Below are 25,933 nucleotides of genomic sequence, written 5' to 3'. Positions count from 1 at the left end.
GGATATGGCTTGAAAAATGCATTATGCGTTAGCCGCCTTGAAGAGCTTGAAGACAACGTTTTTTCCGAAGAAACGCCTCCTTTCAAAAACCTTCGAGAAGTTCTGAATTTTCCTCATCTAAATGTTCTAGACTACATTTGTCAGAGAAATCATGCGAAAAAAGCCCGTCTGCTTCAACCTAATCTAGGATACTCAACGATTCAGGAAGAATATCAGGAATTGATCAAAAATATTCGCCTTTCTCCTGAACCGCTGCGTTCAGAACATCCACGGTTTATATTTGGCTATTTTAAGGATGATCCGGCTTCTCTTGTTCTTATCGAAAAACTGAAGGAATCGCAAAAAGAGATCCAAAAACAATTGCAAACGGAATCTTTTTTAAAAGATTGTGTGAGAGCTTTTGCCGGTATCGATATCATCATTGATCAGGATGACTCTTTAGCAAAAGCGCTAACAGCCATCTCAAAAGATCAGTGGAATCATTTAGTCTCTAAAAGACTGTGTTACACATTAATGGAAGAGGGATACTCTCTTGATGACCAACAAGCATTTCTTGAAGGGTTTAGAGAGACAAATGCTACTCGGGAGCTTTTAGATTTCCGTTGTGCCTGGCCGCATTTTTCTGAAAATCTTCAGAGAGCTTTGAACAATCTAAAGGAAGCGAACTTGTTTTTTTCTAGGTTGAGAAATCAAGCGCATCTCAAGGAGCTGATCCCCAATTCTTTGTTTATTGAATCATCAGAAAATGAGGCAGATCAAAAAAATGATCGTGCTTCGAAAGTTTTACTTGATTATGTGGTCTATAACCCCAAAGAAGAAGTCTTAAGAGAAGTAAAAGGCGAAGCTGTTTTGCTTTCAGACACCATTCCCGGTTTTTCTCAAGGAGTCAGGCAAATGAGAGTTGGAGAGACGGCACGTCTCTATATTCATCCCTCTCTTGCGTATGGTGTTGAAACTGTCTCTGAACAGGGCATTTATCTTATCGCCGATGTGACTCTTAGAAAGGTTGAAGAATTTTTAAAAGACTCTGCTCCTCTTCCTATTCCGAAAAATTTATCCTATTTTTTAGATCCTGATTGGCTGTCTCAATCAATGGAAAAACGTCGGTTAGCCATGAAAGATCGTGGAAAAGAACTTCGATGCTTTTTTAAAAAATCCCCTCTTCTCAATATGGAAGAGATTGAATCGCAAATGCGCATGCATTTATCCGATGTCTCAAGAGAGGTTCGCATCACAGAAAGAGAAAAAGAGCTGTTAAACCGGCTTTATTGGAGTATCTGCACGAAAAATTAACTAAAGATGCTCTTGCTTAATCTCTCGTTTCATGAGTTGAACAACAGCTTCTTTGGGGGGTAATCCTTCAAAAACCACCTGGTAGACGCATTCGGAAATGGGCATGGGAACATTGAGTTTTTTGCTGAGCTGCAAAGCAGAAACGCACGTGTAGGCCCCCTCTACTGCCATTCCAATCTCTTTCTTGGCATCCTTCACCCCTTTTCCCTGAGAAAGAAGGTAGCCAAATTTAAAATTGCGCGACGTCATGGCACTGCAAGTCACTGTAAGGTCTCCCATGCCGGAAAGTCCGTAAAGCGTTTCAGAATTTGCTCCCATGGAAACGGCCAATTTTCTGATCTCGTGCAGGCCGCGGGTCATCAATGCTGCCCGAGCGCTGTATCCAAGGTTAAGCCCTTCCGCTACGCCGCATGCAATCGCAATGACATTTTTTAGTGCACCTCCAAGAGCAACCCCTCTCATGTCATGATTCGGATAAACGCGGAATGCCTCGGTGTTGAATGCTTTGCATACGGTTTCCATAACAGCGGGGTCGTATGCCGATCCTGTAACGGAAGTCGGCTGCCCCTTGACCACTTCTGCTGCGTAGCTGGGGCCGCTGATCGCACCGATGCGGCAACGAACCCCTTCTCCTAAAACCTCAGAGATCACATCCGATAAAATCAGTCCTGTATCCTGCTCAATTCCCTTCGACGTGATCACGATGGGGCAAGAAGGGAGCTCAACTTTTTTTAACTGTTCAAAGACCGGACGGATGCCGGCAGAAGTCACGGATTCGACAATCAGATCTGCTCCCTGTACAGCGTCTTGAAGATCTGTTGTGAGGCGTTGGTTGGGAAATTTTTTTGATCCGGGCAGCATAGGGTGTTCCTCGGATCGATTGAGGCGGTCTGCCAGCTCTTCAGAAATTGTCCATGAAACGACTTCGTATTTTTTTGAAGCTAAAAGCGATGCGAGTGCAAATCCCCAAGCTCCGGCGCCTAAGTAACCTATTTTCATTTGATGCTGCTCCGACATTTGTTATTTATTCTACAGATGTAAAAATTGCAGGGAAGAAAAATCCTGGGTCAACATTGAAGATGCTAGCCAATCGGTGAGCCAACTGCCTTTCGATCGGTTTGATGGTATTTTCCAGCCGTGAAACGGTTGGCTGGCTCATGGGGCCGTCTGCATAAACTTTTCGGTATTCGGCGACAAGATCCTTTTGCCGCCACCTCTTGTGATTCCTTAAATCCTTGGTCACTTGAGCTCGATACGCCATCTCTCTTCTAACAAGATCTCGACATAGGGTACGGATGTCTCTCATTAATGTGTCGAATTTCTGCTTGTGCTCTTCTTCATTGATTTTTCTTTCTGCGGCAGCGAACCGTTTTCCCTGAAGATCGTGGGTGATTTGCTCCAAGGATACTCCAAAATATCGGGAAAGCTGCTTTTTCCCTTGAGAAGAGGAAAGAGATAGAATTTTTTTCTTCATGACGAAATCGAAATTTGCCGGCTTTCGGCCGATGCCAATAATGGAAGCCGCCACGTCATGAATTTTCTTTGCGATCACGCTTTGCATTTCCTGAGATTCTCTGATGATGTGGAAACGATTGCGATAAATTAAAGTCCTCAATGCCGATGCTTCTCTACTTTCATGGTCTATCTTCACATTGATTAACTGATCGAAGAAGCTTTCGTCCTTGCTTTGCTCAATCGCATTTTCTACCCTTGAAAGGTAAATATTCAAAATTTGACGATACTCTTCTTTTTCATCGGGGCTTATAATCTGCCTGATTAAAATTTTCTTGGCCTGAGTTAAAAATTTTTTGAGTCCTTCCCTGGGATCAATTTCTCCTCTAGCTGAACGTTCGATGATGCCGATGCTTTTTATTCGCAATTTATCCGCTGACTGAGAGGTGCCGTCCAGGATGATGTCAGCGGTATTTACCAGTTTGATTAGGCCTATTGTTGCGTTGTGATGATTGTAAGTGTCAGAACCCTTTAAATAGACGAAAGGCGCTGGCTTAGGGGTGTTTTGAGGATCTGCTTCCCATTTCTTCCAATCGTCAAGATGATAAGCGTAAAGGCAAGGAATCGTTGCGCTATGGGCGGAATTAAAGGGAACTTTGGAAAGTGTCGGCGTAGAAGGGGCTTGGTGCTGCGTCTTTCCAATTTCAAAGTGGAAGGGGACGCGATAAGTGACAATCAACTGCTGAAAAAAAAGAGCGATTCTTTTATCGATGTGATCTTCGATTTTCTCTTTTGACTCAGTGATGAGCCTTGTAGGGCTTCTAAGGATCTGAAGCTCTTCTGAGCTCGGATTTTTCTTCTCCCTTATGGAGGAAAACACGAGATCAGTAAGAGAACTCGTTTCATTTAAAGCTAAGTGGTATTTTTCCCTTGGAGTTTCGAAAGCAGGGAATAGATTGTTCCAATCTTTTGAATAAATACAAGAAGCTATTATCATAAATTCCTCTTAAAAAAAGACTTAGATTATAATCGATAAGAGGTGTTTTATTCAATATAGCCTGCATTCGGAAAGGATTTTCCAGCCCATTGCGCCGCAAATTCTTGTGTCGGGTAATAGAATTGTTGTGAAAGTTCAAAAGGTTTATCAGGCGGTTTAGTCCCTGTTATTTGCTGAAATATTTTGCGGTCTCTTTGTAAAAGCGCTTGCTGAACGGTTTCCAAACTGTCGCGCCCATTGCGGTTTTTAAGGGGAGAAAAGGAGGAATCTCTAGGATAAATTAAAGTTTTGATTTTTGTTGCATATTGGAGAGTATCGAAGATAAATGTCTCAAACTTCCAGATGTTTGGTTTTTCTGGAGACGGGTCTTTTGCTGTCGGGGCGGATTTTCTTGCTCGATGGAGCGGAAGGTCTTTATGAGCTGCAGATTTGATGAAGTCCATGCTGAAACTAAATAAGCTTAAGTTAGCCAGGTTGTAGAGAAGGCCGCCTTGGTCATTTTTTTTGTTTCGTACCTCTTCTGGAACCTCTGTATACTCGACGATCTCAATGCGGTCGTTGTGTTTGGCAATCAGCCCCACTTTTTCTTTAGGGTCTTCGCGAGTCGTGCATTTGATCACAACATCGGCGTTTTCGTCCAAATGATAGCCGATGAGCTCAGCGTCAAAGGGGTCCGCCAGGGGATTGTCGATCAAGACGGAATTGACCAGACGGACGCCGGATCCATACCAGATGTCCCAAATCCCGCTATCGAAAAAATTGCGGAGGCAAGAACCGTTTCCATCAGGTCCCTCGGCAATGTTTCCCATTGGATCTGGTACGAGGTTTCCTTGATCGTCAAGAAAAGGAAGTAATTCCTGAGCGAAAAATGACACTTGCGATGCTTCCAGTCCAAAATATCGATGATTTTCGAAATATGAAATGGTTGCTTGAGTATTGAGGGGAGAAGTCATGATCGCTAAAGGCAGAGGGCGGTTTGCCTGAATGCTTGCCGCAAGGGTTTTTTCTGCAAACAGCTGGAAAAGACTTTTTTTCTTAATGACAGAAACCGGAAAACACCCTTTTGGGCCGTTGAACCGAAGTCGGCTGCCTTGTCCGCCGGCGATTAAGAGGGCGCCGACCAACCCCTGCTTGATCGCTCCTTTCCCCTGCTCGCTCCAGCTGTTTTCCCCATATGCGGCGCTGTTTAAAACAGGATCAAGAAATCTGATTGGAGAGTGGGGAGTTGGCATGAGCAGTAGTTGCTGCTTGCGAAAAACGGGGATTTGAAGCCTTTCAATCTGCTCAAGCAGGCCCTGTTGCTGATGTTTGCTCAATTGATCGTAGTCTTGAATGAGATGGCCTTGGCCAATTGAGTGAAGCTTTTCAAACGCGTGCCGTTTGTCCACTTTTTTCCAACATGCTCATGATTTCTTGATACACCTCTCTGTCTTCAATCTGCGTCATGCAGCGATGATCGATGGGACAAACTCTTTTATAGCAAGGGGAGCATTCCACATGCTTGTGGATCACTTTGCCATGTCCAAACGGTCCCGTTTTGAGATCGCTCGTTGGGCCGAATATGGCAACTAAAGGCGTTTTTAGGGCAGCGGCGATGTGCATCGGTCCGCTGTCATTAGTCAGGAAAACAGAGCAAAGTTTGATCAGAGCCATCAGCTCGCGGATCGACGTTTTTGCTGTTAGATTGACTGCCCGCTCGGGTAAATTTCGGCAAATGTCATTAACCAATTCAGCTCCGCCAAGATCCCCAAAGAAAACGGCTCGGTGGTTGGGCGATTCAAGCAGCTTGCGTGTGACAGACTCAAACCGTTGAGGAGGCCAGCATTTGGCTGAACCGTAAGCGGCGCCGGGATTAATGCCGACCACCTTGTGCTTGTCTGGATCGATGTTGTATTTTCTTAAAAATTCTTTAGCGGATTCAATCTCGCTATCTTTGAGATAAAGGTGTGGAGTAGAATGGGTGTTTAAGATCCCTAGAGGCTCTAATAAAGCTTTATAAGTGTAGACCAGATGTTGAGATTCTTTATTGGAAGGGTAATCAACAGCTTTGTCTAGAAGAAAACTTCGAAGATGGTCCTTGAATCCGATACGATTCTGTACATGTCCTCTCCACAGCCACCAGGCCGATGAAAAAGAGTTTGTGAGCAAAATCCCAAGATCATACTTTCCCTGCCTGAGCGGTTCGATAATTTCGAGGTGATGACGGCGATGAACCCACCCGCTGGGTTTTTGAAAGCAGAAAATCTCGTCGATATTGGGATCATGTTGGATCAAGGCGCAAGATTTTGTTTGACACATCGCTGTGATTTCCGCTTTGGGAAACGCGTCTCTTAAATCTTTGAGAACAGGTGTAGCCATCACAAGATCACCCAGCCAGTTTGGCATTCTGACCAGAATGTTTTTCGGTTTTTGTTTAGGCCATTTTTTGGTCATGAAGGTTAAGAATCCTTGGCATTGTTTATTGCGAGTATATACTGGATAGAAGAGCCGCGTCAACACTTGCGCTTTATGATAATCGGAAAGATTTGCTATAAATGAGTTCTTTATATCGGCGATCAAGGAGCATTTTGTGACAAACCAAGACTTATTCGGGGAAAATCAGACCAGTATCTTGGAACAGGAGCTTTCTGATTTGCAAAATATTAGCTTAAGTGGCGGCAGTGAGTCGGAAACGCTGAAGCTAAAGCGGTTGTTTCTCACTTTCAAAACAAAATATCAACAAGCACTGAAGGAGCTGGCTAAACGTGAACAGCTGCAATGCTCCTCGCAGCTGCAAAAAAAATATGAAGAGTTGCAAGAGGAAAACCGAGCGCTTGTTCAGCAGCAGCAAATGCTGAAGGACATGGTGAAAAAGGGGCAGGTGGCTTCTGTTTCATCGGAGCCGAATAAGCTGGGAGAGCTGAATCGCAAGCTCCAGTCAGCGCTTCAGGAAAAGGATCGAAAGATCGCCGACCTGAAACACTATGAATTGGGATTCAGAAGGTTGAGCGATGAAAACCGCAAGCTTGAAAATTTGTTGAATACCAGAGGAGAAGGGGAACGGCAGTCGATGCTGGAAGAGATCCGGCACTTGAAAGAGAGTGTCGATCATCTAACTAAAGAAAATCAACAGATGTATGAGCAGTGCAGACAGCAGAAGCATCAGACGGAAAACCTTTCGACAAAAGAGGTGCGTTTGCAAAGCGAGCTCGATGAACAAAAGGCGTTAAATCAAAGCTTGCGGATCGATCTTGACCAGATGAAGGACAGCCTGGTACGAGGCTTAAGGGAAGCGCGTGAGCTGAAGCAGTACTATCAAAACCTGATCAATGAAAAGGCTACTGTGCTTGAAAAGAACTCTTTGATTCAGAGACAGGTTGAAGAACTGAGAGCTGAGATTAGAAGAAAGGAGCTGGCGCTTGATTCTTCGAAAACAGAGATGGCGGCAGCAAAAGCGGAAAAACAGGAAGTGGAAAGGCGGCTTGAGCAGGAGAGAAGAGAAAAGTCTGAAAGAGAGGAGAACTTAAATGCTCTGGCAAAGCAGATTCAATCCATTCGCTCCCAGTTAGAGCAGTATCGAAGCAAGGTTGAAGAAAAGGAAAGAGAAGCAATTGAAGCGCAGCAGCATTTGGCGAAAAAGGTGAGGGAAGCATCTCAGCTTTCCGAAAGAGTTGAGGAGAAGCATCGCCTGGGAGAAAGGCTTCAGGAAGAGATCGTTGATTATAAAATGAAGCTCTCGGAATTACAAACTCTTCTTAATAAAGAGAAAGAAAAAGCAGAAAGTGTTGTGCAGCAGATGGAAGCTGTGGAAAAGAAGTACTTCCGCTCTCATGAAAAATTGCAGAAAGTGGAAGCTGAGATTCGGGAGCTTCGCAAAGTGGAAGAAAAGCACCAGCATATGCAGCAGCTTCTGACCAATCTTGGAACAGTTATCGGGCAGCCTATCGGGATGGTCTCTTCCCTTATGGAGTCTGCATCGCCCCCCGCTCCCCCTGTTGCCCCTGTGGAAACGCCGGCAGCAAAGAAAAAAACGCTTGCAAAGCCAGCTTCAAAGCCCATTCAGGACGATCTTTTTGACCGTTCGGGCCTCTCGTCAGATTATAAAAAAGATCTTTTCGAATGATTATTCTCGGAATCGATCCAGGGACAGTTGTTTGCGGTTTTGGCATTGTCGAGTTCGATGGCGTGCGATTCCGCGTGATCGATTTTGGATGTATCCGCCCTCCGGTCAAATACGCGCTGCCAGATCGCTATCTCGTCATTTATGACAGTGTCTACGCGCTTTTGGAAGAGCATGATCCGCATGCATTGGTTGTCGAAACACAGTATGTCAAACACAATCCGCAAAGCGCCATGAAAATTGGGATGGCGAGGGGGGCTGTCATGATTGCCGGGGCAAAAAAAGGGGTGCCGATTTATGAATATGCCCCTTCAAAAGCAAAGCTGGCAGTTGTCGGCAATGGCCGCGCCAGTAAACATCAAGTGCAGTCGATGGTGCAGCATTTACTGCATCTTCCGGAGCCTCCAAGCCCTGAGGATGCGGCAGATGCTCTGGCTCTTGCGATCTGTCATGCGCAACAAAAAAGGTTTGTTAAATGATTTATTTTATCCGCGGAATTCTTATCCAATCAACTCCAGGCATTGCGATTCTTGAAACAGGGGGAATCGGCTACAAGGTGCATATTCCCGCCAGCACTTATCCCAAGCTTCCGCAGATTGGCCAAGAGGCTCTTCTTCACACATCTATGGTGGTGCGAGAGGTGTCGCAGACGCTGTACGGCTTCTTTTATTCGGAGGAGAGAGATCTATTCGAAGAGCTGACTACTGTGTCAGGAATCGGCCCTAAGATTGCTCTTGCGCTGATCGGGCATCTGTCGGTAGAAGAGATGCATGCAGCCATTGGAAATCAAGAGGTTGCAATGATCAGCAAAGTGCCTGGAATCGGAAAAAAAACCGCTCAACGGTTAGTGATCGAGCTTAGGGATAAAGTGCAGAAAGGAGGGAAATATTCTTTGCCTTCCGATTTTGCGATCCAAGTCGGTACCGATTCGCGTGGACAAAAGATTGCCGATGCCATGAGCGCCTTGCTTAACTTAGGATATAACCAGAGCACTGCTCAGAAAGCGTTGAAAAAATCTCTTTCGAATTTTCCTGAGACGATTGATTTAACGGAGCTAATCACGGATGCTCTCAAGAATGTATAACGACCGAGCAGATAGGGCATAAAGCCGGATCGTGTTTTTTAGCCGGACAGTATTCTCGGCAAAAATAGATGATTTGTAGATGGAGCTTGTTCCAACTTTTTTTGGGAAAGATTCTTTTCAGGTCTTTTTCTGTCTGCTCTACGCTTTTACCGTTTGACAGCCCCCACCTTTTCGCTGCACGATGAATATGGGTATCCACGGGAAATGCCGGATGGTGGAACGCTTGAGACATCACGACGGAAGCGGTTTTGTGGCCGACTCCCGGAAGCGCTTCTAATTCTTCAAATGTGTCCGGAACGTTGCCGTTGTGCTTGTCCAGGAGGATTTGCGAAAGGCCGCGGATAGCTTTTGCCTTTTTCGGCGCCAGCCCGCATGGGCGGATGATCTCTTCAATCTCTTCTACCGGAACAACTGCCATTTGTTGCGGAGTGTCTGCGCGATGAAAAAGGATTGGGGTGATCTGATTGACACGTGCATCGGTGCACTGAGCTGAAAGCAAAACAGCAATGAGAAGAGTGTAGGGATCTTGATGCGTCAACGGAATCGGCGGGTTGGGATACAGCTTCTCAAGTGTTTCTTGAATGAATTGCGCTTTTTTCATTTACCAACACAAAATTTTGAAAAAATGGCTGATAGAATATCCTCAGTTACATCCGTACCGATCACTTTTCCTAAGTTTTCCAGACAATCGCGCATATCGAAGGCAACAAATTCCGGAGAAATGTCTGAACGTAAGCCCTCAAGCACTTTTTCACACGCAGCGATCGCATCAGAGAGCGATTCCTTATGCCTGACATTCGTGATCAAGATCTCTTCTTTTGAAGGAGGGCCATGTTCCCAGACAACGCGGTCGATCTGCTCATGCAGCTGCTTTAGCCCCTTTTTCTCTTTAGCGGAAATCGGGACAATATAAGGAATTCCCAGCTGCGGCGCTTCATCATGAGGAAGATCGATTTTGTTCCAAACCGCTATCGTTTTTCCTTTAGGGACGAGGTCGATTAACTGTTCATCTTCTGCAGTGACTCCTCTTTTAGCGTCCAGCACGAGCAAAACAAGATCAGCTTTTTCCAAGGCCTCTTTGGAGCGGCGAATCCCTTCCTGCTCAATCGTTTCGGCACCTTCTCTAATTCCTGCCGTATCGATCAGGCGGAAATTCAACCCATTGATTCTTAATGAATCTTCGACGATATCGCGTGTTGTTCCCGGTGTGTCGGTAACGATCGCCCGCTCTTTATCTAAAAGTGCATTCATGAGCGACGATTTTCCCACGTTAGGGCGGCCGATCAGGCAAAGTGAAATGCCGTCGTGCAGAATTTTACCATCGTGATAAGTGGACTTAAGCTCCTTCATTTCCCCAATCACGGATTCCAGATCGCTGCACACCTCTTCAAAGCTGGCAAACTCCAATCCTTCATCCGGAAAATCCACCCATGCTTCCAAAATCGCTGCAATGCTGTTTAATTGGGACTGGAAAGAGAGGATTTTATCTGAAAGGCGTCCTTGCAATTGCTGTTTACTTGCGTCCAGTGCCCGTTCGTTTTTTGCTCCGATCAGTTCCTGCACAGCTTCTGCTTGAGAGAGATCGAGTTTATTGTGAATGAAAGCACGGAACGTAAATTCCCCTGGAAGCGCTTGCTTGGCTCCCGCTGCAAGCACCGTGTCCAAGACTCTGCGTGTGATCAGGCTTCCGCCGTGGCAGTGGATTTCGACCGTGTCTTCTCCAGTGTATGAGCGGGGAGCACGCATGACAAGCAGGAGGACGTCATCGATATGTTCCCCTTGACAACGGATATGGCCGTACCGCACTGTGTGGCTTTTCATGCTATCGATGCTGCCGGAAAAGATGGCGTTGGCGATTGGAATCGACTCCTTGCCTGAGATGCGGATAACCGCGACTCCTCCTTCGCCGGGAGGAGTGGCGATGGCTGCGATTGTATGGTCCAATGTAAATTTCATATGTGGTAAGTATAAGAAATTTCCCTGAAAAAATCTATTAAAGTTTTGATTGGCAGTTTGTTAGGAAACTTCTTCATTTTCACATAAAAAATTGATAGACTTTGCCTTAATTTAGTATGGAGTGATCAGATGGCGGTAGAGACTTCAGTGCCGAAAGCTTTTTTTTGGCGCAGGATCCACTCGCTCACCGGTATATGGCTGGTGATCTTTTTGCTGGAACATTTATTGACTAACTCGCAAGCGGCGCTGTGGATCGGAGACGACGGCAGCGGTTTTGTGCATATGGTGACTAAAATTCACAACCTTCCCTATCTTCCGGTTATTGAGATCGGTTTGCTAGGTGTTCCGATCCTTATCCACGGTATCTGGGGAATCCAGTATCTTCGTGATGCTTCCATCAACAGTTTTAAGACCGACGGCTCCCGCCCCTCGCTGCACATGTACAAGAGAAATAAAGCGTATACGTGGCAGAGAATCACCTCTTTTGTACTTTTGTTTGGCATCATTGCCCATGTTGTGCAGATGCGTTTCGTGAATCAGCCTATTTCTGCAACGGTCGACGGCCAGCATCATTACATGGTGAGAGTGGGATTTGACGAAGGGTTGTACACATTGTCCAAACGTCTAGATTTTAAAGTCTATAACGAGCAGGCGGTCGAAGTAGAAAGAAAAATGGCTCCCGATGTCAAAGAATTTCTGGGAGACAACTGGTTGTCGTTTTTCGATTTCAGAAAGATTCCGGAAGGGTATGAGCTATTGGAAAGGCAGAAGGTATTGGAAAAAGATGAATTTGTGAGAGCACTGACGGCAAGGCCGCTTGAGAATGGGGAGGTGATTGTCGCAGCTCACGATTTTGCCACGGCGATGCTGCTGGTTGTCAGAGAAACGTTTAAGTGGCCATTGATGATGGTGCTCTACACGATTTTTGTTTTATCCGCTTGTTTCCACGCTTTCAACGGGCTCTGGACTTTTCTGATTACTTGGGGCGTTTCCTTGACGGAGCGTTCGCAAAAATTGATGAGCGGAATAGCAAATACATTGATGATCGTCGTTGCTTTTTTAGGGCTGGCTGCGATCTGGGGAACCTATTGGGTGAATTTGAGATTTTAAAATGACAGAAGATCACGAACCGAAACAAGTCATCGTCGTTGGGGGCGGATTAGCCGGCCTGGCGGCTGCTATGAAGCTGGCAGAAGATGGATGCCACGTAAAAATCGTTTCCGTCACCAAATGTAAGAGATCCCATTCCGTTTGCGCGCAAGGAGGGATTAACGCGGCGATGAACGAAAAAGGGGAGGATGACTCTCCTATCATTCATGCTTATGATACGATTAAGGGAGGGGATTTTCTCGCGAACCAGCCTCCGATTCTCGAAATGTGCATGGCAGCTCCCAAGATCATTCATTTTCTTGATCGGGCTGGCTGCACCTTCAACAGGACTCCGGAGGGCAACCTCGATTTTCGTCGTTTCGGGGGAACTCTCTATAATCGCACAGCCTTTTGCGGCGCTTCTACCGGGCAGCAGCTGCTCTACTGTTTAGATGAACAAGTGCGGCGGCACGAGGCGAAAGGGCGCGTGGAAAAATTTGAGAATCATGAGTTTATGCGTCTTGTGCTTGATGAAAACGGGGTTGCCCGCGGCATTGTCTACATGGATCTGTTCAACCTCAAGCTTGATGTTTTGAAAGCAGATGCTGTCGTGATTGCCACCGGAGGGCCGGGGCTGATCTTTAAATTATCGACCAATTCCACTTTTTGCACAGGGGCTGCTAATGGCCGTTTATGGCGGCAGGGGATGAGATATGCCAATGGCGAGTTTATTCAGATCCACCCTTCTGCCATTCCGGGCGAGGACAAGCTGCGCTTGATGTCGGAGTCGATCAGAGGTGAAGGAGGACGAGTTTGGGTTTACGGCGATTCCTCTAAGAAAATCGAAGGGCCTGATGGCAGGATGATCCCGTGCGGAGAAACCGGAAAGCCGTGGTATTTCCTGGAAGAGATGTATCCTGCTTTCGGCAACCTCGTTCCTAGGGATATTGGCGCGCGCGAAGTGCTCAGAATTTGTGAGATGGGACTGGGAATTGATGGCCAGGATCAAGTTTATCTTGACATTACCGAACTCAGCGCTAAGAAGCAGCACAACCTTGAGGCTGTGCTTGAAATTTACAAAAAATTTACCGGAGACGATCCGCGTAAAGTTCCGATGAAAATTTTTCCGGCTGTCCACTATTCCATGGGCGGCGCCTGGGTTGACTGGCCGGCGGCAGACGATCCGGATCGTGCTGAACGGTTTCGGCAAATGACGAATATCCCCGGCTGTTTTAATGTCGGAGAGTCGGATTATCAATATCATGGGGCTAATCGCTTAGGGGCCAACTCTCTTCTTTCTTGTATTTTTGGAGGATTGGTTGCCGGAGTTGAAGTGCCGAATTATTTGAAGTCTCTAAGCAAGCCTGGAAGCGAGGTTTCTTCTAAATATTTTGAACGGGAGCTCAAGGCAGAAGAGGAATTTAAGGAAGACTTGATGTCTCGCGACGGAGTTGAGAATGTGCACAAACTTCATGATGAGCTTGCACAAGTGATGGTAAAAAATGTCACTGTTAAGCGGAATAATGCAGAGTTGGATAAAACGCTTGCAAAAATCCAAGAGCTTAAAAGACGTTATCGCAACATTTCTTTGGATGACCGTTCCCGCTTTGCAAATAAGACCTACATTTTTGCGAACCAGTTTCGTGCGATGCTTGACCTTGCTGCGATCATTGCCAAAGGCGCGCGCGAACGGGACGAGATGCGAGGGGCGCATTTTAAGCCGGAATTCCCGATGAGAGATGATGAAAATTGGTTGAAAACAACCATTGCAGTTTATGACCCGAAACAAGATGAGCCGATGCTTTCTTATGAAAAAGTTGACACGCGTCATCTTGATCCAAAGGGAATTCAGCGGGATTATACCAAAGCGAAAAAGGTGAAGCCGACGTTGCAAAACGTGCCGGAGAACATCAAGTTACCCATATAGGGAATTGAATGGAAAAAACATACATCTTAAAAATTTATCGAGGCACTCCTGGAAAACAGTACTGGGAAGAGTTTGAACTAGGCTTGCGGCCGATGTCCAATATCATTTCCGGGCTCATGGAGATTGAGAAAAATCCGATCAACCGCAAAGGGAAAAAGGTTGAGCCGGTTGTTTGGGAGTCTGGTTGTTTGGAGGAGGTGTGCGGCTCCTGTTCGATGCTTGTCAACGGCTATCCCAGGCAATCCTGCACAGCGGTGATCAACAAGATCATCAAGGAAACAGGAAGCCGTGTCATCACAGTGGCGCCATTTACAAAATTTCCGTTGATTCGAGATCTGATGGTTGATCGCACCTCGATGTTTGACAACTTGAAGAAAGTGCATGCCTGGATCGATGTAGACGGAATTTATGACAAGGGGCCAGGGCCGAAGATCAGCCCTGAGAAACAAGAGATCATGTATACGCTATCCACCTGCATGACTTGCGGCTGCTGTGTCGAAGGGTGTCCTCAGGCAAGCCTTAAAAACGATTTTGTCGGGCCGCAGATTTTTGGACAGGTGCGTCTGTTTAATGCGCACCCAACCGGAAAAATGCAAAAAGGCAAGCGGCTGCGTCCCATGATGGAGAAAGGGGGGATCAGTGACTGCGGGAATGCACAAAATTGTGTGAGAGTGTGCCCGAAAAAGATCCCTTTGACAGATGCAATTGCAGCAATTGGGCGCGATGTGACCCTGCAAGCGTTAAGCGATCTTTTTAGTTTTCCTGATAGGGAATAATCGATATATCCTATGAGAAGGCTCTGTTTATTTCTTGGAGTTAAAGCGCTGTTTGCTCTTTTTTTCATCCATTCTGGACTGCTTGGTTTGGGTCCGGATGAGGCGCAGTACTGGACGTGGAGCAAAGCGCTCGATTGGGGATATTACAGCAAGCCTCCTGGAATCGCTTGGCAAATCTGGATGGGGACGCAGATTTTCGGAGATACCGAACTTGGTGTGCGGTTTATGGCCGTTGTGCTCAATTTCCTCATTCCTATTGCCATTTATTTCCTTGCTAAGAGCTGTCGCTTGAGCGAGTCTGCCGCCTTTTGGGCAGCGATTGCTTTTGCTTTTTCTCCTCTTGGGATTTTAGGAAGTTTACTAGCAACCACAGATGGCGGCCTGGTTTTATTCTGGACTCTAGGCTGTCTTATGATTGTTCAGGGGAGGGTATTGTTATTAGGATTTGTGATCGCTTGTGGAGCTTTGTTCAAGTGGCCCATCTATCTTTTGTGGGTATTTGTTCCCTTTTTTCGTAAAATGCGTTCATTAAAATTGCTATGGGGAGTAGCCATCTCTTTGCTTGGCTTGCTGCCAAGTGTTATTTGGAATTGGCAGCACGATTGGGCAACGTTTCAGCATGTGTTTAATACTATGAAAGGCGGGCATGCCCATACCGCTTCTAGTGGAAATTTCTGGGATTTTGTCGGAGCACAAGCAGCGCTTATTTCTCCTATCCTGTTTATTTTGCTGATACTCGCTGTCATTTCACTGTTTCGCCGCCTGGATGAAATGAGGCCTTCATTGCTTTTCTGCGGAGCAGTGACCGCTATTCTTCTCCTCATTTATTCGTTAATGGCCATTAAACAAAAGATGCAGGGGAATTGGGTGGTTTTTGCCTATCCGACCGGATTTGTTCTCTTATCCTGGTATGCTTTGGAGCGTGCGAAGAAATGGCTGATTGGAGGTGTGGTTCTTTCCGTGATCTTAACGGTTGTGGCTCTTTGGCTCCCTTTTTCTGGTTGGCTGCCATATAAGATGAACCCTTTCAAGCATAATCTAGCTTGGGAACGTATGGAAGAGGCATTGCTTGAAGCTGGCTACAACCCTAAAAACGATTTTCTTTTCTCAGATAAGTATCAGATGAGCAGTTTGCTGAGTTTTTACTCTCCGGAGAAGAAACGCGCCTATTTTTTAAACCTTCAGGGAGTTCGGAAAAATCAATTTTCCTACTGGCCTTCGATGGCAGATGAGCAGCTAAATCAAAATGGGTATTACGTTGCAGCAGAAAATTTCCCTCATTTGGAGCAGCTTGATCCAAAGCAGCATGTTGAGAGATTGTCCCCTTATTTTTCCACAATCGACCTTGCCCGCATCGTGCCGCTCATTAAACAGGATGGCAAGGTTGTCAAGGCTTTGTTAATTGTTAGATGTCGGGGATATCGTGGGCAGGAGCCTAAGGATCTTGCGTTGTACTAAATATCTCTCGGCATGGTATAATAAAAGTAGCCGTGGCATGGGTGTAGGCGGAAAGACGGATGCTGATCAACCTATTTTAACTGCTTAAGGGATCTTGACTCCGGGCTGAGAGATTCAGAGGAAATCCTTACGAACTCGACCCTCGGGAATTGAACCCACTTATACAAGCCTGTTGATAGCAGATCTTTTCATACCCTGCGCACGGCTTTTTGCTTCTCGCCACAAATTTCTGATTTGAATTTATTCATGAAAAAAATATTTCTTTTTTTTACCCTTGTAAGCTTCTTATTAAAAGTGGAAGCTACCGTTAATGTTTCGGAAAGATTGCAGAATATATCTGCTGAAGATCAAAAAAAAATTTGTTATTTTTTTGAAAAACTCATCAAGCAATATGGATTTGGTTATACGTTGTTTGGTGAAAAACCAGTTTCGATGCTTTATTGGCTGGCAATACCTGAGTACGATAGAAAACGGCCTTACTTCAGTGTGGATGAAGATTTTGTTGAAGCATATAAAACATGGAAAAAACATCAAGGGAAGTTTTCAAGTGAAAAATATTTTTTTGAAGAACGTTCTCTTGTGGTAGGAAAGGAGTATGTTGATTTAATTCTGATTAATAAATCGGAATTTTACAAAAAAATTTTCCTTCATTCAGATCTCTTTCCAGATCACTATGACGAAAAAGCATTTATAAATAATGAAAAGGTGGAGCTCTTTTCAAAAGAAGATGTTGGGGGCTATCACCTCAGAATGGGGGTTCTTTTGGGATATGGGGAAGGTAATGCTTCCGAGTTTGCAAAACGAACAATTAATGACCCTAAAGAAAGTCCTGATTGGGTCGTTTTTAAAGATCTGATAAGGACAAAGAAGAATAAAAACACCCCTAATCCTCCAGTATTTCGAGCTAACCCCCATACGCAGGAAACTCAAAAATTAATTGAAAATTATTCACAAACACAAGAAAAGCTTGAGGATATCCTAAATAATGAGAATTTCCTTCAGATAGTTTTAGAAGAGTATTGTTCAGCGGCTGCTGATTGAATAGCCGCGGCATGAGTAGAAAATCTTCTCATGACACACGGCTTTTAAATAAATTCTATCACTTCAGAGTCGGTTTTCCGACGGGATTTATATCCCAACTAATGCTTCCGGCATAAAAGTTCCATATTGCCATGTCCGATACCATTTTTGAATCGGGAGGATCGATGACAAAACAAGTGATAATCAGATCGCCTTCCTTGTAATTTCTGAACGTTCCATCTACGGAAGATTTATAGCGGGAGCCATTGTTAAGGGTCACTTCTGAAGAGTGACGATTAATTTCTAGAATATATTGCGATTGAAGAGAACTTGCTCTTGGAAAAGCCTCCAGGCTTCCCCAGACAACACTGTCTTTAGTCAGATTATGAAACTTCATATAGTTGGGAAAACAAGTGGAGCAATGATAGCTAAGCACAATGTCATCGGATTCCTCCCAATTGCTCAAACGAGAGCGCCAAAACCACCCAATTGACCAGGTGGAATCGTCTTCCAAAATAATTTCGTAACCGTTTTCCTTCATTTGTACGACGTGATGAATCCAGAAAGGGTCTACGCTCTTCTTTGAAAGGAAGCGGGTTTTTTTCTCTTCTGCCAATAAGAATTCCACTTCTTGCATTTCTTCTAGAACAGGATTGGGAGCAGGTATCATAAAGGGTGTGTGTGGCTGTTCAATAGCCTGTCCTTTAACAGAAAAATTAAATAGAAAAAGAAAAAATATGTATTTTATTGATTTCATAAAAATCTCTCAAAAATGATTAAGATAAAGAGTGATTGTATCATTTTTATTTATTTTTTTAAATCAAAAAAACATTTTTGGTAATGTGACAATAGAACTGCAGTTGCCTGGGAAACGTTTAGAGAGTCGATCTTTCCAGACATCGGAATATAGACTTGCTCGTCAGCAAGCTTGCTGATCAGTGGTTGAATTCCTTTCCCTTCCGATCCCATAATCAACAGGGTTTTTTCGGGAAATTGAAATGCATTGAGGGGGCTTGCCCTATCTGAAATTTCTGCTGTAACGGCAAAGTAGCCTGATTTTTGAAATTTTTTTACCGTTTCGGCAAGGTTGGATACCACAATTGTTGGAACAAGTTCAGAAGCTCCAACACCGGCTTTAGCTGCGGAGGGGGTTAATGAACAACCGCGGTTTTTCGACCAGATGACAGCGTCCACGCCGAAGCACTCAGCAGCTCTCAAGATCGCTCCCAAATTTTGTGGATCGTTGATATTGTCCAGCATCAAAACCAATCGGTGATTTTCACGAAGGAATTGTTTAAGATCTGGCGAGTCGACAGCCTTGACTAGAGCCACGTAGGACTGGTGTGAATCGGAATTTACAAGATCAAAGAGCTTCTGTTTGCTGGCTAATTTGATCTTAATCCCTTTTGATCGGACTTTTTCAAGAAGCGGGTCAGAATCTTTTTTTGCGGTAAAAAATTCGATAATTCTTTCAGGAGAGTGATCCAAAATTGTTTCAATGCAGTTTTTTCCCATAATCCAGTATTTTTTTTGCATGAACCTATCCGTCTATTAGTTGTTCCGTTGCTTTTCTATGAGGTGCGGCAAGAGCTGCTTCCGCTTCATTCAAAGAAACTCGATCAATATGGAATTTTGAGGATAAAGAACTTTCCAGCTGTTCCCAGAAAGTCTCTTTGGAAGAAAATCTCGGTTTCAATGTGCAGAGAAATTCTTTATGGGAACGATTTGAACGGTAATCAGGCCTTTTAGAAGGCAGATTAAGATGTTCCATTTTATCGGGGCAAAAATCCCATAGAAGGCTGCTGTGGTGCAGCCATCTATTTTTAACGATGTATTGCGCGTTGCCGCCAAATTTATGTTCCCCAATCACATAGTCGTTTTCCCGCACGCAAAACGTAGGATCGCCGATCAATGGTTGATACAGTTCTTTGGTCCAACAGAGGATCTGTTGTGGAAAAGGTTGGGCTGGTGAGCTTGTATGATTAAGGATCAAGGTAACGAAAAAGGTATCGCGATCGACATAGACGCATCCACCTCCGCTGAATCGTCGAATCACAGGGACAGGATGCTTTTCAAACCGCTTTTGATTGATGAACTCTTCCGGTTTCCCTGAAATGCCCATGACAATGGCGTCAGGAGTTCCCTCATTGATGATGCACCAATTGCGTTTATCCACTCTTAGAAGAGCTTCTTCAAGTTGCAGTTGTTTGAAAATGGGGCAGTGATTGAGTCGAAGGAAGTGGATAGCGGGTTTCATGCGATCGTTTGCCGTTCTCTTTTTGTCAGCTCGACAATGAGAACCGAAATGTCGGCAGGAGAAACGCCTGAAATGCGCGAAGCTTGCCCTAGAGTTAAGGGATTGTGCCGGCACAATTTTTGTTTCGCTTCATTGCGTAAGCCTGAAACCTGATTAAAATCGAAGTGTTCAGGGACGCGCAAATTTTCTACTTGCGAGATTCTTTCGATTTCCGTGTTCTGCCGACTGATATATCCTGAGTATTTCAGATTAAGCTCGATTTGAAAATTGATCTCTTCACCGTGGTCCACGACAGCTTCAGGATAGGTTTCAAGCAAAGATTCGTACGTCATTTCCGGGCGTCTAAGCAACTGAGCCAGAGAAAATCCCTTGCCGTTTACCTGTTTAAACGTTTTTTCAAAACGGGTCATTTCCCACTCGATTGTCTCAGCCTTAAGGCAAAGCGTTTCCCAACGCTTTTGGTCAATTAACCCGTAAGCATAGCCGTATTTGCGCAGACGCAGATCAGCGTTGTCTTGTCTAAGAAGTAATCGATGCTCCGCGCGGCTTGTGAACATCCTGTAGGGTTCATCCAGCCCTTTAGTGATTAAATCGTCAATCATCACGCCAATGTAAGATTCCGAACGTTTGAGGATGAGGGGCTCTCGACCGGCGACTTTGCTTGCCGCATTAATGCCTGCGAGAAGGCCTTGAGCTGCAGCCTCTTCGTAGCCGGTTGTGCCGTTGATTTGGCCTGCTAAAAACAGCCCTTCCACTTTTTTGCTCTCAAGGCTGGGTTTGATCTGCCCGCTTGTGACATAGTCGTATTCGATAGCATAGGCAGGACGAGTGATCTCTGCATTCCTAAGAGCGGGAATGCTCTTGATAAAAGCGTACTGCACATCAAGAGGCAAAGAAGAAGAAATGCCATTGACATAGATCTCTTCAGTTTGAAGCCCTTCAGGCTCCAAGAAGAGTTGATGGCGCTCCTTGTCTGAAAACCGTACAACTTTATCTTCAATTGAGGGGCAATACCTAGGACCTACTCCCTGAATTTTTCCGGAATAAAGGGGAGAGCGGTGGATATTGTCAAGGATGATCTGTTTAGTTTCCTGCGTTGTATAAGTGATGTAGCAGGAGACTTGCGGCAGCTTCCTTTTCCCTTCGTCATCAAAGGAGAAGCGGATACCTTCTTCTCCCGGCTGCTCTTCTGTCAAACTGAGATTGATTGAACGTTTGTTGATTCTTGGCGGAGTTCCCGTTTTGAGCCGATCCAAATGGAATCCAAGTTTTTTAAGGCAGCCGGATAGACCAACAGAGGGCTGGTCGCCAGCACGGCCTCCGGAGAAATTTCTCTCCCCAATGTGGAGAAGTCCTCTCATAAAAGTTCCGGAGGAGATCACGACAGTAGGGGCGGTAAAATAGATCCCCTCTTTAGTTGCGACACCTTGCACCGTGTCGTTTTCAACAAAGATCTCTTCGACGGTTCCCTGATGAATTTCAAGGTTTTCCTGCTTTTCCAATCTGTGTTTGATTTCGAATTGATAGGCAGCCTTGTCTGCTTGGGCGCGCGGAGCCCAAACGGCAGGCCCTTTGGTGGCATTAAGCATACGGTATTGGATGCCTGTGCAGTCGATCACTTTGCCCATTTCGCCGCCGAGAGCATCAATTTCACGCACCATGTGCCCTTTACCGATTCCTCCGACAGCCGGATTGCAACTCATCTTTCCAATAGTGTCTAGATTCATCGTCAGGAGAAGAGTTTTTGCTCCCATGCGAGCAGAAGCCAACGCAGCTTCGCATCCTGCGTGACCTCCTCCCATTACGATGACATCATAAACAGCGGGATATTTCCACATAGCAATTCAAGATCTTATAACAACGTTCTTTTGGACATGAAAGATCATGTCCAAAAGTCGCTTATTTGTTTTTATGCCGATCGCGTCTGCTGCGCTTTTTGCGCTTATGCTTAGCGATTTTTTTTCTACGCTTCTTTTTAACAGAAGACATGTTCGCTCCAGTTGAGTTCAAATAATATTTTTGTCATCATGCAAATGCATGCACGAGAGAAATTCTATCTAAGAGGGGAGATAAAGTAAAGATATTCTAAAAAGTTGCGTAATTGCTGCTTCCCTCATATGGATGTTTGCCTCCTTGAGGCTCATGATCCATTCCAATGGGTGTGTAGTTGGCAAATTGGGCGATCTCTTTGCGGAAGGTGAGGTTGACTGTGCCGATGGAGCCGTGCCGATTTTTGGCCACGATCAGTTCTGCCATTCCCGGTTTGTCCATAGGATCGTAGTATTCGCGGCGCAGAAGAAAGAAAATCAGGTCGCTGTCTTGCTCGATCGATCCTGATTCCCTCAGGTCGCTCATCATGGGGCGGTGTCCTGGACGTTCCTCTACTTTTCGGGAAAGCTGGGAGAGGCAAAGGATGGGAAGATTGAGCTCCCTGGCAAGATTTTTCAGGTTTCGCGAAATTTCAGAGATTTCAAGCTGTCGATTGTCTCCGTTCTTATTATTGCCTGATCCACTGAGCAGCTGCAAGTAGTCGATGACGAGGAAGCCAATGTTGTGGGTCTCTTTCATTCGACGGGCGCGGGCGCGCAAGTCGTTAATAGAGAGTCCGGGCTGGTCGTCAATCAGCAAGGGGTGATCCTGGATATGGTTAATGGTTTCAACGATCCTTTGGTAATCGTGGCCGTCAAGGGAACCGGTTTTGATTTTGTCCGATTCTACCTCTGCTTGAGAGCAGATGAGGCGGTGGACGAGCTGTTCCGCGCTCATTTCCAGTGAGAAGATGCCGACAGGTATCTTGTTTTTAAAACAGATATTTTCGGCAATGTTGATGGCAAGGGCGGTTTTTCCCATTGCCGGCCGTGCTGCTAAGATCATCAAGTTTGAGTTGTTGAAGCCATTGATCATTTTGTCCAGATCGGCTAGATGGGTTGGAATTCCAGTAATGCCAGGGTCTTCATCGCCCCTTTCTTGATATTTTTCTTGCCTTTCCTGCAGTTCTTTCAGGTAGTGGACGCCAGACTCCGATTTTGTTCCTGTGATGATTTCGCTTAGGAGGACTGCATCGCCTGAATTGGCCGATTTACCGATTTCAAACAGCAGTTTTTGGGCTTCGTCGAGGACGTTTTCAACATCATCGGGTTCTTCGAGGGCATTTTTCTCGATGATGTGAGAGGTGTTGATGATTCTTCTCAGGACTGATTTGGAGTGTACAATCCGGCAATATTCTTCGATATAGGCTGAAGTGCCTGCGAACTGTGCAAGGGTGGTAAGGTAGGCAGCGCCGCCAGCCGCTTCTAACTGTCCTTGTCGTTTCAGATCTTCGCAGATGATGTGGATATCGGCAGGTTTGTCGCTTTTGTAAGCGGATTTTAGAGAGTTAAAGATCAGTTTATGTTCGGTGAAGTAGAAGTCGAAGTCGTGGAGTTTATCGGCTGCGATATTGAGGGCGTTGATGCTTGTGAGCATGCATCCAAGCACCATCATTTCAGCTTCTTTGGAGTTAGGAGGGATTTTAACTTTCAAATTTTGTGGGGCCATGGGTGATAGGATAGAAAATTTCGTGAAAACTTGCAAGAAATGCTCTTAAGGGAGTAAAATTGTGCGATCTGGAAAGATGGCTGAGTGGCCGAAAGCACGTCCCTGCTAAGGACGCATACCCGCAAGGGTATCGAGGGTTCGAATCCCTCTCTTTCCGAAAAACGAGCCTCCCAAATGGGAGGCTTTTTTTGTGTCGAAAAGCGCTTTCATTTTGTTAGAAGCGAAAGCTCAGCTAGCCAAGGAATGACTTGCTTGATGAACAGGCCATTCGGTAAAGATGTGTCGCGCAAAAGGTTTTTAACGACTTGAAAATGCATGGCATCGGGGAACAATTTGCTAAAGTGTCGAAATCCATAGGCAGGCTTGTCATCGCCCATTTTAACCTCAATAAGATGTGTGGGAACTCCATCAAGAGTCACAAGAAAATCAAGTTCTTGTCCGTCCTTAGTTCTAAGATAGTGAAGGGCTCCTTTGATACCTTGAGTATCTTCCAGGAAATGCAATTCTTTTTTTAATGCATTCGCTACAATATTTTCTAGACGAGCCCCCTCATCTTCTATAAGCGCATGGTCATAGAAATAGAATTTTGGTTCTTTTTTTAGCGAACGTGCAACGTTTTTGCTGTATGGAGTGACGCGATAGATAATGTAGAGGTTTTCGAGAAGCTGCAGCCAACGTTTAATGGTATTGGGATCGCGATCGAGATCTCTTGCAAGATTCGCATATGAAACAGTTGATCCAGTCCGTTGGCTTAAGAGGAGCACAAGCGTTTGTACTGATTCAATATCACGGACAGATGATAAATCGATTAAATCCTGCCTTAAAATAATGTCGATATGGCTTCGTCGCCAGCGTCTATAATAAGTTCTGCTTCCTTCTAAAAACGGTTCTGGAAACCCGCTGCAATGCCATAAAGTATTGAATCCGTCTTCTATCTTTACATTTAAAAATTGATGGATTTCTTTTAAATCGAGTGGATGCAGGCGGTATTGAAAGTATCTTCCTGCAAGTGAATCGCCCACTCTCTTATGGATATCCAATTTAGCACTTCCAGTCACTAGAATTTGAGGAGGAATGCCTTCGGTATCAAATACTCCTTTTAGCCACCTTTTCCATTGTTTCATTTTGTGGAGTTCATCAAAAATAATAAGCAGCTTTGATCGATCCCAACGTTTTTGTCTAATAGCTAGCCGATCTTCACCCGAATCGTAATTAAAATAGTCAAATTGATCGCATAATTGCTTTGAAATAGTCGTTTTGCCTGTTTGTCTAGGACCACTAATTAAGACAATTTTTTTTGGAAGGTCCTCGAGAATGTGCTTTTGTAGATTTCTCTTCATAGTGTCCATTATGACATCAATTCCGTAACAGTCAAGTCTAAAACGGAATTAGTGTCATAATAGTCGATTTTTATTACAGTGTGCGTGAATAAGAAAACCGTTTTAAAAGCGGTGAAAGCCACATGGCCAACAGGTAGCCGACTCCGGCTAATAGAGCGATTGTCGCTCCTCCAGGCCAGTCGACATGGTAGGCGAAAGCTGTACCGAAAAAAGAGAAGAACGAGCTTAAAATCACTGAGATCACCATCATGCGCGATAATCGGGATGTGAACGTATTGGCGATAGCTGCCGGAATCGTTAACATTGTCATGACCAGGATAATTCCAACGACCTGTATCAAGAGAACGATCGCAACAGCAGTCAAGGCGAGTAATAAAAGGTAGAGGGCGTTCACGTGAAGTCCCTGCAGCCTTGCTTCGTCTTCGTCGAAGCAGATGGCTAAAAAACGTTTGTGCATACAAAACACGATCGCAAGAATGATCACGTCCAGTATCCCAAGAATGATAAGGTCGGTTGTTGAAACCCACAGGATATTTCCGATCAGAAAGTTCGTCAATTCGACATTGAATCCCGGGGTTTGCGAAATGAATAAAATTCCTGCCGCCATGCCTACTGACCATAGCGCCGCGATGACTGAATCTTCTCTTTGCCGCCAGTTGATGTGAATCCATCCGATAATCAGTGCAGAAACGATTGCTGCTGTAAGCGCTCCTAAAAGAGGGGTCGCCCATGAGACTCCCTTTGCCCTTTCAAGCCATAAGCAGAGGCCTATGCCTCCCAAAACAGAGTGGGAAATCCCCCCGCTAATGAAAACAATCCGTTTGACGACCACATAAGATCCGATGATTCCACTGACAATAGATGCCAGTAAACCAGCGATCACCGCTGATAATAGCAGCGGATTGGCATAGAGGGCTTCTAAAAAAGAGATCAAGATATTTTCTCCTCTTTGAAAGGAGGATGGTACAAGCCCATGGCAAAATGGCCGCAGACGTCCTGAGGTCTTAGATCTTCAACAGTTTTGTTGACGCACAACACTCTTTCTACCTGTTTGACAGCTGTTCTGAGGTGATGAGTGATCATGATGATGGTCATCGTCCCTTTTAAGCCATTTAATATTCTGTAAATTTCTGTTTCAGCTTCAGCATCGACACTCGCTGTCGGTTCATCTAGAAGAAGGATTTTTGGGTGAGAGACCAAAGCTCGAGCGATTAAGGTGCGTTGTGCCTGCCCTCCGGATAAGTCGCCAAATGCTTGATGCTTCAAATGGGTCAATTTGAGTTTATCGATCATCTTTAAAGCAGCCTCTTCATCCTCTTGAGTATAACGCCCATACCAGGGAAGGTTGGACAATCTCCCTGAAAGGACAACCTCTTTGACTGTGATGGGAAACTGCCGGTCGAACCGTAAACTTTGCGGAACGTAGGCAAGGAGGGATTGCGCCTCTTTTGGAGGTTTTCCTGTGATTTCAATGATTCCGCAGCAGGGTTTTAGGAATCCCATGATCAGCTTTAAGAGAGTTGTTTTTCCTCCTCCGTTGGGGCCGAAAATGCCCATGAATTCGCCATCCCCTAAAGAAAAGGTGACATTCTCCAAAATTTTTTGATTTTGGTAAGCAAATGAGACATTCTCAAGCCTGACTGTCATC

24 protein-coding genes and 1 tRNA gene are annotated in these 25,933 nt (G+C 45.2%); 10 read left to right on the top strand and 15 right to left on the bottom strand.

The features are described 5' to 3' along the window. Positions 1 to 9 precede the first annotated feature (9 nt). The gene (locus WCW_RS10185; protein ID WP_013182835.1) at positions 10 to 1,293 is read left to right on the top strand and encodes an FKBP-type peptidyl-prolyl cis-trans isomerase; all 1,284 of its coding nucleotides are present in this window, start codon (positions 10 to 12) and stop codon (positions 1,291 to 1,293) included. Here WCW_RS10185 and WCW_RS08625 read toward each other — a convergent pair whose 3' ends face one another. Genes WCW_RS08625 through waaF form a run of 4 tightly spaced genes read right to left on the bottom strand, consistent with a single transcriptional unit; the run spans position 1,294 to position 6,175 of the window. Next, positions 1,294 to 2,292: an NAD(P)H-dependent glycerol-3-phosphate dehydrogenase gene (locus WCW_RS08625; protein ID WP_013182834.1), complete on the bottom strand. Its 999-nt coding sequence runs from the start codon at positions 2,290 to 2,292 to the stop codon at positions 1,294 to 1,296. Between the two features lie 25 nt (positions 2,293 to 2,317). Next, positions 2,318 to 3,742 (bottom strand): helix-turn-helix domain-containing protein, encoded by a 1,425-nt coding sequence (locus WCW_RS08620; RefSeq protein ID WP_013182833.1) that lies wholly within the window; start codon positions 3,740 to 3,742, stop codon positions 2,318 to 2,320. A gap of 47 nt (positions 3,743 to 3,789) precedes the next feature. Continuing rightward, entirely contained in the window at positions 3,790 to 5,130 is a 1,341-nt protein-coding gene (locus tag WCW_RS08615) for a UTP--glucose-1-phosphate uridylyltransferase (protein ID WP_013182832.1), read from the bottom strand. Beyond that, on the bottom strand, positions 5,108 to 6,175 hold the full coding sequence (waaF, locus tag WCW_RS08610; protein WP_013182831.1) for a lipopolysaccharide heptosyltransferase II: 1,068 nt from the start codon (positions 6,173 to 6,175) through the stop codon (positions 5,108 to 5,110). The genes WCW_RS08615 and waaF overlap by 23 nt, the downstream gene beginning before the upstream one ends. A gap of 136 nt (positions 6,176 to 6,311) precedes the next feature. Here waaF and WCW_RS08605 point away from each other — a divergent pair, with 136 nt between their 5' ends. The 3 genes from WCW_RS08605 to ruvA are packed head-to-tail and all read left to right on the top strand — an operon-like array spanning position 6,312 to position 8,925. Then, positions 6,312 to 7,844: a coiled-coil domain-containing protein gene (locus WCW_RS08605; RefSeq protein ID WP_013182830.1), complete on the top strand. Its 1,533-nt coding sequence runs from the start codon at positions 6,312 to 6,314 to the stop codon at positions 7,842 to 7,844. Then, positions 7,841 to 8,320 carry a crossover junction endodeoxyribonuclease RuvC gene (gene ruvC, locus WCW_RS08600; protein ID WP_013182829.1) on the top strand — a complete coding sequence of 160 codons (480 nt, stop codon included), beginning with the start codon at positions 7,841 to 7,843 and terminating at the stop codon, positions 8,318 to 8,320. The genes WCW_RS08605 and ruvC overlap by 4 nt, the downstream gene beginning before the upstream one ends. Beyond that, positions 8,317 to 8,925 (top strand): Holliday junction branch migration protein RuvA, encoded by a 609-nt coding sequence (gene ruvA, locus WCW_RS08595; protein ID WP_013182828.1) that lies wholly within the window; start codon positions 8,317 to 8,319, stop codon positions 8,923 to 8,925. Before ruvC ends, ruvA begins: the two co-directional genes overlap by 4 nt. Here the strand turns inward: ruvA and nth are convergent. After that, positions 8,912 to 9,526, bottom strand: a complete 615-nt coding sequence (nth, locus tag WCW_RS08590; protein WP_013182827.1) for an endonuclease III — start codon at positions 9,524 to 9,526, stop codon at positions 8,912 to 8,914. The two genes, ruvA and nth, sit on opposite strands and share 14 nt — an antisense overlap. Then, positions 9,523 to 10,881: a tRNA uridine-5-carboxymethylaminomethyl(34) synthesis GTPase MnmE gene (gene mnmE / locus WCW_RS08585; protein ID WP_013182826.1), complete on the bottom strand. Its 1,359-nt coding sequence runs from the start codon at positions 10,879 to 10,881 to the stop codon at positions 9,523 to 9,525. The genes nth and mnmE overlap by 4 nt, the downstream gene beginning before the upstream one ends. A 129-nt stretch (positions 10,882 to 11,010) precedes the next feature. Between mnmE and WCW_RS08580 the strand changes: the two genes are divergently transcribed. The 5 genes from WCW_RS08580 to WCW_RS08560 all read left to right on the top strand — a co-directional run bounded on the left by WCW_RS08580 (position 11,011) and on the right by WCW_RS08560 (position 17,172). Beyond that, on the top strand, positions 11,011 to 11,991 hold the full coding sequence (locus tag WCW_RS08580; protein WP_013182825.1) for a succinate dehydrogenase/fumarate reductase transmembrane subunit: 981 nt from the start codon (positions 11,011 to 11,013) through the stop codon (positions 11,989 to 11,991). Between the two features lies 1 nt (position 11,992). Then, entirely contained in the window at positions 11,993 to 13,897 is a 1,905-nt protein-coding gene (sdhA, locus tag WCW_RS08575; RefSeq protein ID WP_013182824.1) for a succinate dehydrogenase flavoprotein subunit, read from the top strand. Between the two features lie 8 nt (positions 13,898 to 13,905). Beyond that, positions 13,906 to 14,673 (top strand): succinate dehydrogenase iron-sulfur subunit, encoded by a 768-nt coding sequence (gene sdhB, locus WCW_RS08570; protein WP_013182823.1) that lies wholly within the window; start codon positions 13,906 to 13,908, stop codon positions 14,671 to 14,673. A 12-nt stretch (positions 14,674 to 14,685) separates the two neighbouring features. Beyond that, the gene (locus WCW_RS08565) at positions 14,686 to 16,131 is read left to right on the top strand and encodes an ArnT family glycosyltransferase (RefSeq protein WP_013182822.1); all 1,446 of its coding nucleotides are present in this window, start codon (positions 14,686 to 14,688) and stop codon (positions 16,129 to 16,131) included. 246 nt (positions 16,132 to 16,377) lie between these two features. Further along, complete coding sequence (locus WCW_RS08560; RefSeq protein ID WP_013182821.1) at positions 16,378 to 17,172, top strand: hypothetical protein; 795 nt, start codon at positions 16,378 to 16,380, stop codon at positions 17,170 to 17,172. A gap of 58 nt (positions 17,173 to 17,230) precedes the next feature. Here the strand turns inward: WCW_RS08560 and WCW_RS08555 are convergent, their stop codons facing one another. The 6 genes from WCW_RS08555 to dnaB form a co-directional block, all read right to left on the bottom strand. Next, positions 17,231 to 17,908, bottom strand: coding sequence for a hypothetical protein (locus tag WCW_RS08555; RefSeq protein ID WP_013182820.1), 678 nt, complete (start codon positions 17,906 to 17,908; stop codon positions 17,231 to 17,233). Positions 17,909 to 17,958: 50 nt separating this feature from the next. After that, positions 17,959 to 18,687: a 23S rRNA (guanosine(2251)-2'-O)-methyltransferase RlmB gene (gene rlmB, locus WCW_RS08550; protein WP_013182819.1), complete on the bottom strand. Its 729-nt coding sequence runs from the start codon at positions 18,685 to 18,687 to the stop codon at positions 17,959 to 17,961. 4 nt (positions 18,688 to 18,691) lie between these two features. Next, positions 18,692 to 19,408, bottom strand: coding sequence for a lipoate--protein ligase family protein (locus tag WCW_RS08545; RefSeq protein ID WP_013182818.1), 717 nt, complete (start codon positions 19,406 to 19,408; stop codon positions 18,692 to 18,694). Next, complete coding sequence (gene mnmG, locus WCW_RS08540; RefSeq protein WP_013182817.1) at positions 19,405 to 21,246, bottom strand: tRNA uridine-5-carboxymethylaminomethyl(34) synthesis enzyme MnmG; 1,842 nt, start codon at positions 21,244 to 21,246, stop codon at positions 19,405 to 19,407. Before mnmG ends, WCW_RS08545 begins: the two co-directional genes overlap by 4 nt. A 61-nt stretch (positions 21,247 to 21,307) precedes the next feature. Then, complete coding sequence (locus WCW_RS10025) at positions 21,308 to 21,397, bottom strand: AURKAIP1/COX24 domain-containing protein (protein ID WP_079891178.1); 90 nt, start codon at positions 21,395 to 21,397, stop codon at positions 21,308 to 21,310. A 96-nt stretch (positions 21,398 to 21,493) separates the two neighbouring features. Next, positions 21,494 to 22,945 carry a replicative DNA helicase gene (gene dnaB / locus WCW_RS08535; RefSeq protein ID WP_013182816.1) on the bottom strand — a complete coding sequence of 484 codons (1,452 nt, stop codon included), beginning with the start codon at positions 22,943 to 22,945 and terminating at the stop codon, positions 21,494 to 21,496. Between the two features lie 70 nt (positions 22,946 to 23,015). Between dnaB and WCW_RS08530 the strand changes: the two genes are divergently transcribed. Then, positions 23,016 to 23,102: transfer RNA gene (locus WCW_RS08530), tRNA-Ser, on the top strand. 49 nt (positions 23,103 to 23,151) lie between these two features. Here WCW_RS08530 and WCW_RS08525 read toward each other — a convergent pair. The 3 genes from WCW_RS08525 to WCW_RS08515 form a co-directional block, all read right to left on the bottom strand. Continuing rightward, positions 23,152 to 24,285: an ATP-binding protein gene (locus tag WCW_RS08525; protein ID WP_041941606.1), complete on the bottom strand. Its 1,134-nt coding sequence runs from the start codon at positions 24,283 to 24,285 to the stop codon at positions 23,152 to 23,154. A 73-nt stretch (positions 24,286 to 24,358) separates the two neighbouring features. Then, positions 24,359 to 25,219: a metal ABC transporter permease gene (locus tag WCW_RS08520; RefSeq protein WP_013182814.1), complete on the bottom strand. Its 861-nt coding sequence runs from the start codon at positions 25,217 to 25,219 to the stop codon at positions 24,359 to 24,361. Further along, positions 25,216 to 25,932: a metal ABC transporter ATP-binding protein gene (locus WCW_RS08515; protein ID WP_013182813.1), complete on the bottom strand. Its 717-nt coding sequence runs from the start codon at positions 25,930 to 25,932 to the stop codon at positions 25,216 to 25,218. Before WCW_RS08515 ends, WCW_RS08520 begins: the two co-directional genes overlap by 4 nt. Position 25,933 lies beyond the last annotated feature (1 nt).

The sequence above is a fragment of the Waddlia chondrophila WSU 86-1044 genome (assembly GCF_000092785.1).
Lineage (GTDB): Bacteria > Chlamydiota > Chlamydiia > Chlamydiales > Waddliaceae > Waddlia > Waddlia chondrophila.
The sequence above is the reverse complement of the archived record's forward strand: the minus strand, read 5'-3'. Positions and strand labels throughout refer to the sequence as shown.